We start from the raw sequence: 18286 nt of genomic DNA on the forward strand, positions 1-18286 counted from the left end.
TTTATATCTTACTTGAAAGCCTTTTTCTTCATTATAACTTATATAATATTTTTTATTATACTATAACTTAATAAAAATGACTATAAGTATCTTCTAATAATCATTATCTAATTCTATATACTCTTTATCTATATATCCTAAAAATCTACTTACTTCATTTTTTCTATTATAATCATCATGTAGATGAGTTAATAAATATAAATGTCTTTTAGCTCTAGTTAATGCAACATAAAATGTTCTTTTTTCTTCTTCTAGATTATTTGACTTTATTGACATATATGAAGGAAATGTATTTTCTTGAAGTCCTACTATAAATACGCTATCAAATTCTAAACCTTTAGATTGATGCACTGTTATTATTGGAATTCTTTTTTTATTAGTTCTATTTATAATTAGATTTTCAAGTTCCCCATTTGAAAGCCCTGTTAATTTAATTATATCTAATAAAAAATCTCTGTTACTTTTTGTATTATCATCTAAATCTCTTACAAGTGAATAAAAATCTCTAAGTCTCTCTATTTTTTCTCTTCCTTCTTTTACTGCTTCAATTCCTCTTCCTGAATATAATGTTTTTATATTAAATTTATTTATTATATCAACAATTATATCTTGAGGCCTTTTTAGTTCAGCTTCTTTAAATAAGTCATTAAGTTTATCATTAATATATGAAAATGATTTTAAATGCTTAGACATATAAGTTATTCTTTGCATTGAAGTAGGAATTAAGTTTTCATTTATTGCTCTTACTAATAACTCACTAGTAGCTAATATATCATCCATTGCATCATGACTTGGTTTATTTTTTGTTTCAAATATATTACTAAGTGTCTCTAATTTATAATTAGGTAAGTTAGTATAAAATCTCCTATATATATCTAATGTATCATAAAACGATTTAAATCTAGGGCCATCTAGGTTATTTCTATATAATTCACTTGTTAAAATATTTATATCATACTGCACATTATGTCCTACTATAACAGCATCTTTTGAAAAATCTACAAACTCTTTTAATACTTTTTTCTTATCTTCACCATTTTCACTTAAGAATTCATCACTAAATCCATGTACATTAAATGATGATTTTACAGACTTGTTATTTTTCAAAAACTTTTCAAAGGTATCTATAACTTCACCATGTTTATTTATCTTTATAGCTGCTATTTGTATTATTTCATCTTCTGTTACATCCGTTCCTGTACTTTCAACATCAAAGACTATTATATTATCTTGTGCAAATTCATTTATTAATAATGAATACTTTTCTCCATAATTTCTTGCATTTAAATCTATAAAGTCACATAAAGAAATTCCAACTTCTTTATATTCTTTTGATTCTATAACTTCAAATGTTTTATCTCCAATTCCTGTTGGGAGTCTTTTCACTATTCTTTTTAAGCTTACATTATCATATTTATTTGCAATAAGTTTAAGAAAAGCAACAATATCTTTTATTTCTTGTCTTCTAAAAAACTTAAATTGATCTACTAAAATAAATTCAAAATCAGAAGCCTCATATCCAATTATACTTCCGAGCTCTCTGCTTAACTTAATATTATAATTATTATCTCTACTTAAAATACAAAGCTTTGATATGTCTTCAGCATTTTCCTTTAATGATTTAACTTCTTCAAATATAAATCTAGCTTCATCTCTTAAATTATTACATATCTTTAATTTTATTTTTTCGCCGTTTTCCTCTGTTTCTGAAGATATTTCATTTTTATATAATGATTTATATTCAGATTCAAAAGCATTTTTTAAAAAGCTCAAAGCTCCATTAGTTATAAACTTAGTTGATCTATAATTCTTAGAAAACACTATTTCTATAGGATTATATTCTTTCTTATAAAATTCTAATATTTTTTGTGGTTCTGAACCTCTCCAGCCGTAAATAGTTTGAAACATATCTCCACATAATAAAATATTATTTTCTTTAAATATCTTTTCAATTATAAAATACTCTAATGTACTTGTATCTTGAACTTCATCTATATTTATATACTTATATGTCTTTCTTAAGCTTAAGATTAACTTATCGTCCTTTAATATTTCTTTTGCCTTTGAAGTCAAATCTGCAAAGTCTAATCCATGGTTATTATAAAGTAATGAATTATATAGATTAACTAAAAAATGACCCTTTTTAACTAAGAAGTCCTTCATTTCACTATTTAATATACCTTTATCACTACATATTAAATTTATCTTAGCTTCATTATACTTGAGTATATTTTCTATAGTTTTACTGTAGTCATCTAAAATATTATTACTATATAAATCCAGCCTTGCTCTTTCTATCTTAATTAACTCTATAAACTGCTGTAATTTAAAAACAGGATAATTGTAATAATTGCACTCTTTTATTATTTCTCTACAATCTTCTTCATCAAAGACAATAAAATCAGTAAATATATCAGTTCTTTTCTTTGCATCACTTTTTATTAAATCATAGCAAAAACTATGAAATGTTCTTATAGTAATGTCTTTAGCCTCTTCCCCTACAACTTTTTCTATTCTCTCTCTCATTTCTGCACAAGCCTTATTCGTAAAAGTTATGCATAATATTTCTGAAGCTTTTGCTTTATTACTTTTTATAATATTAGAAATCCTACTTGATAAAGTATTAGTTTTACCAGTACCTGCTGAAGCAAGAAGTAAAATATTTTTTTCTAGTTCATTTACAACTAAAGCTTGTTCTTGATTTAACATACTTACTCCTCCTAGCTTTATTACTTTTTACATCATTGTATCATAAGTTAGAAATTGTTCCACTAGTCAACTCAATAAATTAGAGTTTGTATATTAAATCTTATTTTCTTGTTCCATCTTTATTAAACACTTTCCATAAATGGATTTCATCAAATATTATCATAATAACTGCACCTAAAAGCATCAGAATTAACTGTAAGCTTTCATTATACAATAACCCTCTAAAACTATATGATATCACTCCTATTATTAAACTAATCACTCCAAAAATAATCATAGTTAATCCACTATATCTTTGTGCTTCATCCCAAGTATCCTTATTTTTAATTCAACATATATGAATTATCTCCTTAACTCTTTCAGATTCACTTTTACTATTTCATTATTCCGTTTGGTCTAAAAATACTGTTATGTTATAATAATCTAAAATTTATTTTTGGAGTTGATTAAATTGAAGGTTAAATATATAATTATTTTTCTTATATTTTCACTTTTATATTTTTTAATAAATTATTATGTAGGTAGAAAAATACTTAATGGATTTAATTACATTTTCAAAATTTCTCCATTGGTTTTTTGGATCATTTTTTGGGCTTTGGCCTTATCATACATAGTTTCAATGTTTCTTAATAAATTTATATCTCCTAATTTAACTAACTTTCTTTATTTAATTGGCTCATATTGGATGGGATTATTAATGTACACTTTATTAACTTTTCCTATTATAGGAATTATAAATATTATTGTAAGTAAATCACCTTTATCAAATAATTTAAGTAATAAATATTACATTTATCAAACTATATTAATCACTGTAATTTTTATTATAATAACTATAATTGGAAGCTTTAATGCTAAAAACTCTTATGTAAAATCTTTTGATATAGATATAAATAAAGAATCTTTAAAAGAGCCTATAAATGTAGTTATGGTGTCTGATATACATTTAGGAAATATAATTAAAAACAAAAGACTTTCTAAAATGGTAAAAGAAATTAACACTTTAAATCCTGATATAGTAATAATTGCTGGAGATATTATAGATAGTGATATAAAACCATTTTTAGATTATAATATGGGAAGCGAATTTTCAAAAATAAAGTCTACATATGGTACTTATGCCTCACTTGGTAATCATGATATAATGACTAAAGCTGAAAACCAAATAGTAAGTGTTCTTGAAGAAAATTCTGTCAAAGTTTTAAGAGATGAATCGATTTTAATAAATGATAGCTTCTATATAATAGGTAGAGATGATATTACAATAAATAGATTTTCTGAAAATGATAGAACTTCATTATTAGATTTAACACATAATCTTGATAAATCTAAAACTATGATAGTAATAGATCATAATCCTAAATATATAAATGAAAGCTTAGATGCTAATATTGATTTACAACTTTCTGGGCATACCCATAAAGGTCAAATTACTCCTGGAAATGTAGTTACAGATAAAATATTCGAAATAGATTATGGTTATTTGAAAAAAGATAACTTAAATGTAGTAGTTTCTTCTGGGTATGGAACTTGGGGTCCTCCTATCCGAATTGGAAGTAGAAGTGAAATAATTCAAATAAACTTACATTAATATATTTGATAATAAAAACTAATTCAAACAAAATTACTATAAATTTATACCCTATAAATTTATAAAATAGAGATTTAATATTAAACTTATAATTAAGGGATATTTAAAGTGTTTTAAATATCCCTTAAAAATTAAATTTATTTTATTTCATAGCTTAAAGCAATAAATCTTTCTATGTCTTCTTCAATAAGCTTCAAAGAATTTCTCCAGAAATTAACATCATGAACATCTATATTCATTATTTTTGTTACATCTGCAACTTTTTCTTTTCCTGTCACAGCTAATAATTCTTCATATTCTTTGCAGAAGCTTTCACCTCTCTTTAGATATTCAGCATACAAACCTTTTGCAAATAAGTTTCCAAAAGCATATGGGAAGTTGTAAAAGTTAGCTGTTGCATAATAGTAATGAGGCTTCCAAGTCCACATATATTTGTGCAAGAAGTTATTATCAAGTCCATCTCCATAAGCTTCTTTTTGAGCATTTAACATAGCATTATTAATTTCTTCTACTGAAAGAGAACTTTCTTTTCTCTTTTCAAAAACTTCACTTTCAAATAAAAATCTTGAATATATATCAAGTATTACTTGATTGCAATCTGATATTTCTGCTTCTAAAATAGCAAAGGCTTCTTCCTTGGTTGCGCTTTTAACAGCTCCCCTCTTTACTAATATTTCACAGAAATTAGATGCTGTTTCAGCTAATGTCATTGGATATTCTGAATTTAATATAGTTTCATTTCTTAAGCAATATCCATGAAATCCATGTCCAAGCTCATGAGCCATAGTTACAACATCGCTAAAGCTATTACCATAATTTAATAATATTCTACTTTCATTTATTGCCTTTATACTTTCACAGAAAGCACCGCCAACTTTACCTTCTTTAGGCATAACATCTATCCAATTGTTATTAAATGCATTCACAACAAAATCAGCTAGATTATCACTAAAGCTTCTAAAATTCTTTTCAACAAATGCTTTTCCTTCTTCATAAGAAAATTTCATTTCTTTATTTATAACAGGTGCATATAAATCATAAAATGGTAATCCATTTTTATGACCTAGAATTTCTGCTTTTCTTCTTAAATATTTTCTAAAAGTAGGTAAGCTTTCCTTTATAGCAGTAAGCATTGCATTTAAAATATCCTCATCCATTCTAGATTCTTCTAATGTCATATGAAGAGGTGATTTATATCCCTTAAGCTCAGAAGTAGTTAAAACTTCTCCTTTAATTCCATTTAAAGCTGCTGCAACTCCTTCTTCTACTTTTGAATATGATTTGATTTCTGCTTCATATGCTTTCTTTCTTAATTCTGCATCTGGACTATAAGCCATATTTAGTACAACTGTTAATGGTAATGATTTATCTTCATTATCAATATTAATATCAACCTTATGTGTTGATATTAAATAATCCTTATAGCTAGACCATGCATCAGAACCTGTATTTCTCATTTTAGCAATTATAGACTCTTCTTTATCACTTAGCATATATTTATTTTTTTCTATTATTTCATTTATAAAAAATTTATGCTTACTTAATAACTCTGATGAATTTACTAAAGACTCTATATCTTTTATTCCCACAACCCATTTATAAATTTTTGTTCATGGTTCTGCTAAAAGGCTATATTTAGAATTTATTACATCTAAATATTTTCTTCCTTCTGCATTTTTTGAATCTGTGCTTAAAGTTAAATTTGCATAAGAGCCTATTCTATTTATAAGTAAATTTATACTTTCTAACTTATTTATTAACTCTTCTAACTTTACTAAATCATTTGATTTTTCATCTATAGATTTTGCAAATTCTTTAAGTCCTTCTATTTCATCATCTACTTTCTTTAAATCATTTATAAATTCCTTGGACGTAAATGACGGATATATTTCTTTTAAACTCCATTCTAATGACATTTTTATGCCCCCTCTTTATATATTATTTTTAATTATATTATTAATTCCCATTAAATTCAATTAATTATAACTATATTAAATAGTTTTTATTTCTAAATTCTGATGGTGACATACCTACTATATTTTTAAAGGTATTAGTAAAGTGACTTTGATCATGAAAGCCTAATAATATACTTATTTCTAATATGCTCTTTTCAGTACTTAAAAGTAAAGTCTTAGCCCTTTCAACTTTTATTTCTCTTAAATATTTCATTATAGATATTCCTTTATGCTTTTTAAAACATGTAGATGCATATCCTACTGATATATTTAAGTTATTACATATTGTTTCTAATGAAGTATGATTTTCTATATTTAAATGAAGAGCTTGTAAAAGCTTGTTAACTGTAAAGCTATCAGTAATTTCCGTATCATTTATTAGTAAATCCATATATTCATTTATCATGTTTATTTCAATAATTTGCAATGAACTTATATTATTTGACTCTTTAATTTGCCTATAAAATTTATTATAAATAGTATGTAAATACTTCTTAGAAATTCCATTTCTTATAATTTCCCTAGTATATATAGCATTCCAAATTATTAAATCATCCTTTTTATGTTCTTTATCAACATCATCCTTGACTTCTGATTTATGCTTTTCTTTTACTATCTTTAAAATTTCTTCTTTATTTTTAGATTCCATTAAAAAAGATATTTTATTGCTAAAAATATTAAAATCTGATTCAAAGCTTTCATATCCATCGTTCATAACTTCTCTCCCAATTACATTTCATAATAATTATATACATATTATATTGTAAATATACAAATCTAATCAATATACTTTGATATAATTTCATTAAAATACACAATGCAAAAAGGATGAGATAACTCTCATCCTTTTAGATTGGTTTTATTATATCTAAAACATAATCTTTAAATTCTTCAAAACTTCCACTTATTATTGAAGCACCTTTATTTATTTTTCCACTATTAAAATTATATTCTGCTGAACCATAGTTAAAACTTGCACTAGAAACTATTATACTTGCTTCTGTAACTCTATAATTTACTTTTGCTAGCATTACATCTTTACAAAACTCTATAAAATTATTTGCCTTTTCTATATTTCCATTGCATACTACAGTTAAAGTAAACTTAAATAATTCATAACCTCCAATAAGTGGTATCATAGAACCATTTGCCATGTAAAATACTTTACCCATGTTGTAGAAATACTTCATATTGCCATAGCTCATTGTTCTAAATTCGTAATTTATTTCTAAATATTTATTATTTAAAGCTTGGAACCTTTCTACTATATCATCCCATGCTCTTGCTTCAGCAGATTTATTATTATTTATAACACTTTTAAATTGTGTAAAAGCATTTTCTATGTCTTTATCTTTATTTACTACTGAGCCATTAACTGCAACACTATATTCATTATTTTCATATATTAATTCCACTCTATTATTCATATTAAACTCCCCTTGTCTATAAATACAAAATTATTATTTAATAATAATTATTATAACATAAAGGTTTATAATTTCAAGTTTTATATTTCCTTATTTAACTATCTCGTATGGCCAATCTTTTATACCACCAAAATCATATACATTAGTGTATCCCTTTTCTAATAATATATTCGATGCTTTTTTACTTCTATTTCCACTTCTACAATATACAAGAATCTTTTTACTTTTATCATTTAATATGTTTTCTGCTTCTTCTTCTAATTTATCTATAGGTATTAAAATGCTATTTTCTATATGTCCAGTATTATATTCTTCTTCAGATCGCACATCTAAAATAATAACTTCATTTTTTCCCATTTCGTTTTTTGCTTCTTCTGCATCTATTTTGGTTACTTTAATATCTTCAGTTACACTTTCAGAAGCTTCATTTTCTTCTCTGATATCTTTTTTATTTGTACAGCCTGTAAAGAATGTGAAATTAAAAATAAATATTAATGATATTATCGATATAGCTTTTTTCAATTAAATCACCTCATACAAATTATAAAATAAAATAATAAATAAGTTTGTGATAAAGTCACAAACTTATTTATTATATATACTTATACCAGGAAATATTACTTTAAAATAATCATCTTTAATTGAATTTATTAATTTAACCTTACCAACGCCATAGAAGGCTTTTTTCATTCTTAAGAATCCTCTTCCGTTATTTAAAAATCTTTTATTATTATCTAAAGTTATTAATTTTTCATAAAGCCACATATTTCTTTTGCTGTGACTTATTCCTTTATCTAAGTTGTTTTTTTCTATTAAAGCCCCTGGACTATTTATAGATATAGATTTATATCCAATATTTATTTCAATAACTCTATTTACTGATGAATATTTTCTATATAGTACTGCATTTTTTATTCCTTCTATTATTGCAGATGATGGGTACTCCTTTGGCATTAAATCATAAATTATCTTTTCTGCCTTATCAACCATTTCTAATATATTACCTTGAATTATTATAACTTCATCTTTATTTTTATTTATTCTATTTATAATTTTTATCATATTTTGGGGTATCCATAAGCTATTATAATTTGAAAATATTAATAATCCTCCTAGAGTACAACTCATATTTTCACTTTCTTTTTCCTTATATGCTATTCTAGAGCTTTCTAAAAGAAACTCCTTATTTTCTTCATTTAGCTCTATTCCTTTATTTTTAAAATACTGTTTAAGTAAATCTTCATCCAAAAATGAAATATCACTTCTCATAACTATAGATGTTTCCATAAAGAAATCTAAATTCTCTTCAAAAGCTTCTATTAACTCTTGCTTTCTCATTGTATCTGTAGTTGAACCCCTTCTTATATAGAAAGCTCCATTTTCTCTTACTTGATATGGCTTTTGCTCTCCTGAATATATAGTTATTACACATACTTTTTTTCCCTGAATATTACATGTATCAACTGATATTGGGATAGGTGGCTCACATCTTGATGATACTATTTGCTGTACTTGCTCTTCTTTTACAATTTCTGATTCATTTATGCCTATAATTTCTTTACTTTTATCTTCTACACCTATTATTATATATCCTCTTCCCCCTCTAGAATTAGCAATAGCACAAACATCCTTTGCAAGCTCTTTTTTATTTCCTTCTGATTGTAATGATAGCTTTAATTTAAAATCTAGCTTTACTCCTTCTTCCTTTTTTATTAAAGAAAGTAACCTCCTGCTATCCACCCAAATATCCCCCTAAATAAAAGTCATTATATTTTATATTACTATAAAAATATAAGATCAGACACATAATCTTTTGCCTGACCTTATATTTTATAAAAGTTTACTCTATAAGCTTCTTAATGTAGTTATTTAATATTTTTTGATCAATTAATCCCTTATTATCTTTAACTATATTCCCATTTCTATCTATAAATATAGTTCTTGGTATTGCTTGAACAGCATAAGCATTTGCCGCACTAAATTTTGTATCAAAAACTATTTTCATATCTAAATTGTTTTCTTTTAAATAATTTAATGCCTTTTCTTTAGTTTCTCTTTTCCCATCTGTAAGATTTACCATAAGTATTTCAACATCATCACCATACTTTTTCATTGCTTCTTCAAAATATGGCATTTCTGCTTTACATGGGCCACACCAACTTGCCCATATGTTTACTATAACTGGTTTTTTCCCTTTAAAATCAGATAACTTTATTGAATTTCCAGCTTCATCATAAACTTCAAAATCTTTAGCTGCCTTATAATCTGTTGAGCTATTTTCATTTGTTGTATCTATAGGCATATATTCACCAGCTAAATATCCATATCCAAACTTTACTATTACAATTAATAAAATTAAAGATATAATTATTGTTATTAATTTTTTCTTATCATTCAAGCTTTTTACCTCCCTAATTAAATGTAAGTATTGATAATAATAAATTTAAGTATCCTGTCATCATTAAAAAACCTATTATAATTAACAATATCCCTGAAATAGTATTAATAACCTTGTAATTTTTCTTAATGAACGTAAAAGCACCCTTTAATGTATCAATTAATAATGCTGATATTATAAATGGAATTCCAAGGCCTAAACTATAAGTAAGTAACATGAATATCCCTTGCATTGAATCTTTACTATTTGCTGCTAGCATTAAAGCAGATCCTAGAAAAGTTCCAACGCACGGTGTCCAACCTATTGCAAAAATAACTCCAAATAATATTGAAGAAATTAAATTAAGATTATTTAAATCACTTTTATTTTTTAATTTAAAACTTCTATCTAAAATTGATATTTTTAAAACTCCAATGTAATTTAATCCAAATAGAATTAATAATGCTCCTGCTACAACATTAAAAGTTTTCATATACCTTTGTATAAATACTCCAAAGGTTCCAGCAGCCCCACCTAGAATTGTAAAAACAATTGAAAATCCAATTACAAATCCAATAGAGTTTATCAAAGCCTTATTACCCTTTCTATCATCACTACCTCCCATAAAATATGAGACATATATAGGAAGCATAGGTAATATACATGGTGAAACAAACGTAATTATTCCCTCCAAAAATAGAATAAGATAATTCACAACATCACTCCTCTCCTTTTTTTGATAGTATATCATAATATCTGGAATAATTGAATAAGTTACTTTTATGACACCATAGAAAGTAACATTTCACTATCTAGTTTTCAAAACTACATATTGACTATATTTAATTTTATGATATATTATTGATATAACAATAAATGAAGGGAATGTTTTTATGAATAAGATTGCATTGATAACTGATAGTACATGTGGTTTACCTAAAGAATTTATTGATGAATATGATGTTAAAGTTGTTTCTTTAAAAATTTTATATAAAGATAAAGAATTTATTGATGGAATAAGCATTACTCCTGAAGAAGTTTATTCTAAATTACCACAAGAACTTCCTACGACTTCTATGCCTGCTGTAGATGATGTAATATCTTTATATGCTGAATTATTTAAAAAAGGATATACTCATGCAATAGTTTTACCTATATCATCTGGTTTATCAGGTACAATAAACAGTTTTAGGTTAGCTAGTGAGCAATTTGAAGATAAAATAAGTACATTTATATTTGATACTAAAATACTCTCTATGGCAGTTGGATTATTAGTTATTGAAGTTGGTAAGATGATTAATAAAAAAATGAATTTTGAAGATATATGCAATTCAATACCTAAACTTAGAGAAAATTTATGGATGTACTTTACTGTAGATACTCTAGAATATCTAATAAAAGGAGGTAGAATCGGTAAAGTTACTGGTGGAATAGGAGAAATGCTAAATTTAAAACCTATAATAACTATGAACGATGATGGCGCGTACACAAATTATGCAAAAGTTCGAGGGTCTAAACAAGCATTTAAAAAACTTCAAGATTTAGCTACAAATATTTTAAATAAAGGTAAAGGTAAAGTTATAATAATGACTGGTACTATGCATAATGAAGCCGATAAACTTAAAGAAATCTTATCTTCTCATGAAAATACTACATTTATATATAAAGGTACCATAACTCCAGCTGTTGGAATTCACTCTGGGCCTAGACTACTAGCTGTTGCTGTTATGTCTGAAATATGAAAATAGATATTGTAAACTAATTAGTTTACAATATCTATTTTTCTAAAAACTCTAATGTTGTATTTATCATTTCCTTTTGTTGCTCTTCCCAAGATATTATAGACTCATTATCCCCCTTTTGATTTCCATATACCCCAAACTGTGCATGATTTCCACCATTGATTTCTTTAAAAACTGCTTCTGCTGGCAAGTTTTCTTTACTATCTTCTATATCATCTATAGTAGTTAATCCATCATTTTCAGCATATATACTAAGAACTTCTATATCATTATCTGATAAATCACTACTACTTGATGGATATGATCCTAACAATATTACTCCCTTAACTATACCTTGATTATTTTCTGCAAACATAGCGGCACTTACTCCCCCCATAGAGTGTCCACCAACATACCAATCATCTATATCTGCATTTCTTTTTATAAATTCACTTGCTTTATTATTGTCTAAAATTGATAAATTAAAATTGACATCTGCAATTGACACTAAATATCCTGCCTTTGATAACTCATTAGAATAATAAGAATAACTTAAAGGTTCTACTAAAGCACCAGGATATAGAACTATTCCTACATTTTTATTATTTTGTTTTGGATAAAATACATAAAAGCCGTCTTCTTTAGAGTACTCGTCTACACTTATGGTATTAAATAATTCATTTAATGGTTTATATGTATTGCTTGTCCAAATTATAAACCCTAAAAATATTAATATAGTAATACTTAAAATAATACTTGCTAAACATTTGACTTTTTTATTTAATTTCATTTAACACCTATTTATATTAAGATAAGACTAAAAGCCTTATCTTAATTATTTTTCTAAATTTAATTTTACTGCTTCTAAATCTTCTTCATTTATTTCAAGTAACTTTATAATTGTTTCTTCATCTAATCCTAGATTTTTAAGATTTAAAAATCTAGTAGTTATTGTTTGTAATTCAACTTCTCTCTTAACCCCCATTTAAAATCACCTCTTTTATCTAAGAATAAATATAAAGTAAATTATTCTGCATCATGTTCAAAATCTTTTCCTGTTTTCATTGCTATTCTTTCAGCAACTAAATTTTTTAATAACACATTAATAGTCCATTCTTTAGATGTTTCTGTAACTGTTGCCTTTAAAACATTATTAACTCTAAATTTCTTTAAGTTTTCAATGAAAATTCCCATTTTAGCACCTGGAATATTATTAAATATTATTGCTTTATTCTTTATTCCATCTTCTGCATCACTTAATATATTACCCTCTATTACATCTTTCACGATTGAATTTCCATTTTTATAGCTTAAAACTATTCTATCTCTAATTCCAATCATTCCAGCAAGATTGCTTACTGTTTTTATTTCCTTTTGATTAAAGTTGCATAAAATTACACAACTTCTTCCTTCTTTAACTTCTGTATCTTTTGTATCTAATTTTTCAAATGACATAATCTTCTCCTTCTTAAATTATAAATTTATATATCTATATCATATAAAAATACTAAGAATTAAGCAACCTTGAATTTTTTACAAATATACTTACTATTAATTTTGAATAACAGGACTTCTATAAAGCATTTTTATTGTCATTATTAAATCAATAATTATTATAAAAATAACAATGCCATTTGTCATTCTAAATACCTTTTCTAAACTTAAATATATATTATTTACTATAGGTTGAAGTAAATTAATTCCTATATAACACAATATCATCCAATATATAGAAAATCTTAATGTTATCAAACCTTTATAATTATATTTTAATTTAGAGTAATCCCAATATTGCTTATTAAATATTTCTTTTAATAAATATCCACTTATAAATTCCACAGTTGTTGGAACTATTAGAAAAATTATAAAGCTTATAATATTATTAAAATTAAAATACTTATCACATAAAACTAAAATAGTAAAAGCAATACCATACATTGGTTTATATGGTCCTTTCATGAAACCTTCCTTTTTAAAATTTCCTGTTATTATGTAGCTATATACTCCTTCAATTACCCATCCTACTAGCGAATATAGTATAAAGTTAAATAAAATAAAATTTATTATAGTCATAAAAAATATCGACCTCCATTTAATTTTACTTTTAGTTTAACCAAAACTTATTCATAAATACCTTAATCCTTTAATTTGATTACTCTATTCCCCATCCCCTTAAAATCTTTATTTATTTACACTAAATTCTCATTTTTGCATTTTTTATTTCATTGTAACTTTTATATTTTGTAAGAATAAAATGAAATTGTAGATTATTTGTAAAGGAGAGGACTAAAATAGAATCTAATTATAAAAAAGTTAAGATAATATTATTAATAATATTAATAGCTAATATAGTTGTCGCTGTATCAAAGATATTAGTTGGATTAATTATTAATAGTTCTAGTGTAATGGCTGATGGATTTCATTCCATTTCAGATGGTGCATCGAATATTGTAGGCATGATTGGTATTGTTATGGCTTCAAAACCTAAAGATACCGATCATCCGTATGGACATAAAAAATTCGAAACAATTGCAAGTATGTTTATAGGAACAATGCTTCTATTTATATCTTTTAATGTTATTAAATCTTCTATTAGTAAATTATTTAATCCTTCAACATTGGAAGTTAGTCTAGAAAGTTTAATTATTATGTTAATAACTTTATTTATTAATATATTTGTTGCCTTTTATGAAAATAAACAAGGCCAAAAGCTTAATAGTCAATTATTAATAGCTGATTCCCTTCATACTAAAAGTGATATCTTTGTTTCCATAGGAGTACTTATAGCTCTATGTTCTGTAAAACTCGGACTTCCTCCAGTAATAGATACAATTGCGTCTTTCGTTGTTGCTTTATTTATTCTTCATGCAGCTTACGAAATATTTAGAGATAATCTTTCTTCTTTAACGGATAAGGTAATGTTAGATGAGGAAGTTGTTGTTGATATTTTAGATGAATTTGATGATATAAAAAATGTTCACAATATTAGATCTAGAGGATATAAAGATTATGTATTCTTAGATATGCACATAAAAGTAGACTCAAATTTAAGCGTTGATGAAGCACATAGCCTTGTTCATAAGGTTGAGGATACTTTATCTGATAGACTAGGAAAAAAAATTGATGTTATTATTCATGTTGAACCTGATTGATTATAAATAAAATGACTAGCTATATATTATATAACTAGTCATTTCATTGTTAAAAATATTGGTTATCTGGTGGTTTCACCTTCATATATTCTTCTATGTTAAAGTAGTAGTTTCCATCATACTCTATTTTACCTAATGCCTTAATCCATTGACCTTCTTTTAAAGTATCTTTACAAATTGAATTTAATCCTATTATTACTGAATCTGCTACACAACAGTTCATTTCTTCTCTAGCCAAAATAAATTTTTCTTCACCATTATGCTTGTGGACAAATCCAGTGAAAATTATATATTTACCTAAATAATCTTGTCCATTTTCACTTATTTCCTCAATTATATGGTGATTTTCATAAGATACTTCTATTGCTTCATTAGCAGAACTATTTTTAAATTTATAGTCATTTATGCTAAATTGTTCTTGAGAAATAAAATCATTTAATAATATAAAAACTCCAATTATTAAAGTAAATATTATAGGTATATAACTAATTGAATTATCTTTTCTAGTATTAAAACTTATAACTTTAAATATTTGAACTATAATTAAAATAGGCAATATAGCTAAAGCTATATATAAATTTTTAGCAGTTTTTGGACTTAAAAATTTATATATATATCCTGATAACATTAAATAACCAATAAATGTTGTTAAAAGAACTAGTATTAATAACCATATAAATTCATCTACATTAAATTTTTTCATGCTACCTCCTATATGATTATTGTTAAACTTACCGAAAATGCTAGTACAACTAAAATAATTAAAGTAATAAGCTTAATTGTAAATCCCTTTTTAAAATATGAGCCCAATATTATAGCATTTTTTAAATCTATCATTGGTCCAAGTATTAAAAATCCTGAAATAGCTGGTAGTCCAAAATGTTCTAAAAATCCCTTTGCTATAAATGCATCTGCTTCAGAACATAAGGAAAGTAGGAATGAAAGTAGCATCATTATAATTATGGCTAAATATTTTCCACTTGCCATATTGTTAAGCATTGTATCATTAACTATAGTTATAAATATACTTGATAAAAATGATCCAAATATGTAGTACTTTAATATATTTGAAAACTCCTTATTGGCATGTTCTAAACATAATCTTATTTTTGATTTATTATAAAAATAATCTGTTACTACACAACCACAATCACATAAATTTTCATAATCATTAGTACTTTTTATAATTTCTTTTCTTTTATTTGTTAATAAATCTATTAAAATTCCTATTATTATTGCGCATAATATTCCACCAAATACTCTTATTAAAATAACTTTAATATCATTAAATGCATAAAATGTTGATGCAATAACTACAGGATTTACAATAGGTACACAAAGCATGAATACTATGGAAACACCTATTGGTACTCCTTTTTTTATTAAGCTCTTTGCAATAGGCACTATAGCACATTCACATATTGGAAGGAAAACTCCAGCAAATGCAGCAAATATTATTGAAATAAATTTATTTTTAGGAAGTATTTTTTTTACTAATTCTTCTGAAATGTACATTTGTATTACTGCTGAAATAATTGATCCAATTAATATAAAAGGTAATGCTTCTAAAATCATACTTATAAATGTATTAGCCCATTTTTCTAATCCCATACTCAATCTTTATTTTCCCTCCTTATTAAAAAGAGTTCTAATTCCCCTAGTCAATATACCTTCCCTAAAATAACTACTTTTGTTTAAATCTTCTTTTAAATTATTTATGCTTAAAGAACAAATAATCGGTGCAGTAAGATTAATACCCTCAATTATATTCATTAATCTTTCTCTTTTTTCTTTATTTATAGAATTTAAATTATTTAAAACAATGATTTTGCTTGATTGAATAAATGGTATTATTAGTTCTCCCATATTTTTTAAATAAACTTCTAAATTACTACTATCTCCTATAAAGTAATTTCCATAAAAAGTTACTTGTTCTTTAACTTTTCTATTTTTTAAAAGTTTATCAATTATACTTAAATCATAAGTTCCATTAAATTCAATTATTATTCTATTGTATTTTTTATGTTTAATTTCATCTATCAATAAATCTTCCATATTATCACAGTTATTTAAATAAACTATTTTTACATTTTTAAATTTTTTTTCTATATTAGTAGTTCCCCTTTCTAGAAGAACCACTAATATTTCATCATTATTACACATTTCTGTAGTTAAATAAGAATTTATAAAAGATGTTTTACCTGAACCTAAAAATCCACTTACAATTTCCAGCTTACATTTCATATTTTATCCTCATTTAAAAAGTTGCTTTAACTCTTCTTTATTTAATTTAATACCAATAAAAGAAATAACACTATTTGTATTGTCTTTTATTTCTCTAATCTCAAATTCATCTTTTACAAAATCAAATTGTCCATTACTTCCATCTAAAAGCTTAACAATTCCTTTAGCCCTTAGTACATCCCCATAACTTTTTGATGAAGATATGAACTTAAACTTTGATATTAATTCTGATTTAGATATCTTAGAATTAGGATATATTGCAAAAGTCTCAAAAACTTCATCAGCTTTTTTATGTTCTTCTAACTTTTTAGTTAATTTAGCCTTATATGAGTTGTTTCCTTTTAAATTTAAGTTTTCAGAATTATTTTGATTTAATATATCTTTTCCTTTTATCTTGTTCCAATCTTCCCTAATAATAACTGCTCGTCTATTTAGTTTTTTTATTTTAGAAACTACATCTTGAACTTCTTCATAATTTAACTTTTGAACTCTACTTAAAACTATTTTTTTAGTATTTAGTATTTGATCTTCATAAAAATCTTTAAAATTATTAATATACATATCAAATTTTTCAGGATCAATAACAGTAATTATATTGTCAACTTCTGATTTTTCTTTTAATTTTCCTTCCTTAAAAACTTTTATTATATCTGTTAATTTTGCAACCCCTGAAGGTTCAATAATTATTCTATCTGGATGATATTTTTCTATTACTTCTAATATCGCTTCCTTAAAATCACCAGTAACTTGACAGCAAATACAACCTGAATTTATTTCCTTTACTTCTATATTAGATTGTCTAAGTATAGCTGCATCAATACTTACCTCTCCAAACTCATTTTCTATAATTGCTATATTTTTTTCATATGCACCTTCAGTAATAAGCTTTTTCATAAGAAAAGTTTTTCCTGCTCCTAAAAATCCTGAATATATATCTATTTTTATCTTCATTTAACACCTCTATTAAAACTTGCTCTTATAACGTTCTAAACATTTTATGCCTTAAATTTAAGTTATATTACTTTTTTAGTAAGGAAATACTTATTAAATATAAAACTTTTTATTTTCTGATATAAATAAAAAGAGGCTATAAATTAATTTTTAATTTAT

Annotated in this window: 19 protein-coding genes and 1 pseudogene; 3 read left to right on the top strand and 17 right to left on the bottom strand. The window is 24.9% G+C overall.

The window, feature by feature from the left end; translation table 11 throughout:
* Nucleotides 1–93: 93 nt before the first annotated feature.
* Together NSA50_RS03470 and NSA50_RS03475 are read right to left on the bottom strand one after the other, a co-directional pair.
* Nucleotides 94–2709 (bottom strand): 3'-5' exonuclease, encoded by a 2616-nt coding sequence (locus tag NSA50_RS03470; protein ID WP_257443019.1) that lies wholly within the window; start codon nt 2707–2709, stop codon nt 94–96.
* A 100-nt stretch (nt 2710–2809) separates the two neighbouring features.
* A complete protein-coding gene (locus tag NSA50_RS03475) occupies nt 2810–3037 on the bottom strand; it encodes an SdpI family protein (RefSeq protein WP_243242140.1) in 228 nt (75 codons plus the stop codon).
* A gap of 291 nt (nt 3038–3328) precedes the next feature.
* Between NSA50_RS03475 and NSA50_RS03480 the strand changes: the two genes are divergently transcribed.
* On the top strand, nt 3329–4300 hold the full coding sequence (locus NSA50_RS03480; RefSeq protein WP_257443020.1) for a metallophosphoesterase: 972 nt from the start codon (nt 3329–3331) through the stop codon (nt 4298–4300).
* 137 nt (nt 4301–4437) lie between these two features.
* On the opposite strand, the pseudogene NSA50_RS03485 reads toward NSA50_RS03480, so the two are convergent.
* The 7 genes and pseudogenes from NSA50_RS03485 to NSA50_RS03515 all read right to left on the bottom strand — a co-directional run bounded on the left by NSA50_RS03485 (nt 4438) and on the right by NSA50_RS03515 (nt 10774).
* A pseudogene (locus NSA50_RS03485) lies at nt 4438–6216 on the bottom strand (M3 family oligoendopeptidase).
* Between the two features lie 70 nt (nt 6217–6286).
* Nucleotides 6287–6970 (bottom strand): helix-turn-helix domain-containing protein, encoded by a 684-nt coding sequence (locus NSA50_RS03490; protein WP_257443023.1) that lies wholly within the window; start codon nt 6968–6970, stop codon nt 6287–6289.
* Nucleotides 6971–7103: 133 nt separating this feature from the next.
* Nucleotides 7104–7682: a hypothetical protein gene (locus NSA50_RS03495; protein ID WP_257443025.1), complete on the bottom strand. Its 579-nt coding sequence runs from the start codon at nt 7680–7682 to the stop codon at nt 7104–7106.
* A 90-nt stretch (nt 7683–7772) separates the two neighbouring features.
* Nucleotides 7773–8204: a rhodanese-like domain-containing protein gene (locus NSA50_RS03500; protein ID WP_257443026.1), complete on the bottom strand. Its 432-nt coding sequence runs from the start codon at nt 8202–8204 to the stop codon at nt 7773–7775.
* A gap of 63 nt (nt 8205–8267) precedes the next feature.
* Nucleotides 8268–9422, bottom strand: a complete 1155-nt coding sequence (locus NSA50_RS03505) for an AlbA family DNA-binding domain-containing protein (protein WP_195264304.1) — start codon at nt 9420–9422, stop codon at nt 8268–8270.
* 100 nt (nt 9423–9522) lie between these two features.
* Entirely contained in the window at nt 9523–10080 is a 558-nt protein-coding gene (locus NSA50_RS03510; RefSeq protein WP_195264303.1) for a TlpA family protein disulfide reductase, read from the bottom strand.
* Between the two features lie 13 nt (nt 10081–10093).
* Nucleotides 10094–10774 (bottom strand): cytochrome c biogenesis CcdA family protein, encoded by a 681-nt coding sequence (locus NSA50_RS03515; RefSeq protein WP_195264302.1) that lies wholly within the window; start codon nt 10772–10774, stop codon nt 10094–10096.
* 178 nt (nt 10775–10952) lie between these two features.
* On the opposite strand from NSA50_RS03515, the gene NSA50_RS03520 reads away from it, so the two are divergent.
* Entirely contained in the window at nt 10953–11801 is an 849-nt protein-coding gene (locus tag NSA50_RS03520) for a DegV family protein (protein WP_257443030.1), read from the top strand.
* Between the two features lie 34 nt (nt 11802–11835).
* Here the strand turns inward: NSA50_RS03520 and NSA50_RS03525 are convergent, their stop codons facing one another.
* The 4 genes from NSA50_RS03525 to NSA50_RS03540 form a co-directional block, all read right to left on the bottom strand.
* Complete coding sequence (locus NSA50_RS03525) at nt 11836–12570, bottom strand: alpha/beta hydrolase (RefSeq protein WP_257443031.1); 735 nt, start codon at nt 12568–12570, stop codon at nt 11836–11838.
* A gap of 45 nt (nt 12571–12615) precedes the next feature.
* The gene (locus NSA50_RS03530) at nt 12616–12765 is read right to left on the bottom strand and encodes a hypothetical protein (protein ID WP_195264299.1); all 150 of its coding nucleotides are present in this window, start codon (nt 12763–12765) and stop codon (nt 12616–12618) included.
* 41 nt (nt 12766–12806) lie between these two features.
* A complete protein-coding gene (locus tag NSA50_RS03535) occupies nt 12807–13235 on the bottom strand; it encodes a DUF3783 domain-containing protein (RefSeq protein WP_195264298.1) in 429 nt (142 codons plus the stop codon).
* Nucleotides 13236–13331: 96 nt separating this feature from the next.
* On the bottom strand, nt 13332–13853 hold the full coding sequence (locus tag NSA50_RS03540) for a putative ABC transporter permease (protein ID WP_195264297.1): 522 nt from the start codon (nt 13851–13853) through the stop codon (nt 13332–13334).
* Nucleotides 13854–14113: 260 nt separating this feature from the next.
* Here NSA50_RS03540 and NSA50_RS03545 point away from each other — a divergent pair, with 260 nt between their 5' ends.
* On the top strand, nt 14114–14932 hold the full coding sequence (locus NSA50_RS03545) for a cation diffusion facilitator family transporter (protein ID WP_374940963.1): 819 nt from the start codon (nt 14114–14116) through the stop codon (nt 14930–14932).
* Between the two features lie 49 nt (nt 14933–14981).
* Here NSA50_RS03545 and NSA50_RS03550 read toward each other — a convergent pair whose 3' ends face one another.
* Genes NSA50_RS03550 through NSA50_RS03565 form a run of 4 tightly spaced genes read right to left on the bottom strand, consistent with a single transcriptional unit; the run spans nt 14982 to nt 18127 of the window.
* On the bottom strand, nt 14982–15635 hold the full coding sequence (locus NSA50_RS03550; RefSeq protein ID WP_257443035.1) for a TIGR03943 family putative permease subunit: 654 nt from the start codon (nt 15633–15635) through the stop codon (nt 14982–14984).
* A gap of 8 nt (nt 15636–15643) precedes the next feature.
* On the bottom strand, nt 15644–16543 hold the full coding sequence (locus NSA50_RS03555; protein WP_195264295.1) for a permease: 900 nt from the start codon (nt 16541–16543) through the stop codon (nt 15644–15646).
* Nucleotides 16544–16552: 9 nt separating this feature from the next.
* The gene (locus NSA50_RS03560; RefSeq protein WP_257443037.1) at nt 16553–17176 is read right to left on the bottom strand and encodes a GTP-binding protein; all 624 of its coding nucleotides are present in this window, start codon (nt 17174–17176) and stop codon (nt 16553–16555) included.
* A gap of 9 nt (nt 17177–17185) precedes the next feature.
* Nucleotides 17186–18127: a CobW family GTP-binding protein gene (locus NSA50_RS03565; protein WP_195264293.1), complete on the bottom strand. Its 942-nt coding sequence runs from the start codon at nt 18125–18127 to the stop codon at nt 17186–17188.
* Nucleotides 18128–18286: the final 159 nt, after the last annotated feature.

Origin of the sequence: Clostridium mucosae (assembly GCF_024622765.1) — a bacterium.
Lineage (GTDB): Bacteria > Bacillota > Clostridia > Clostridiales > Clostridiaceae > Clostridium.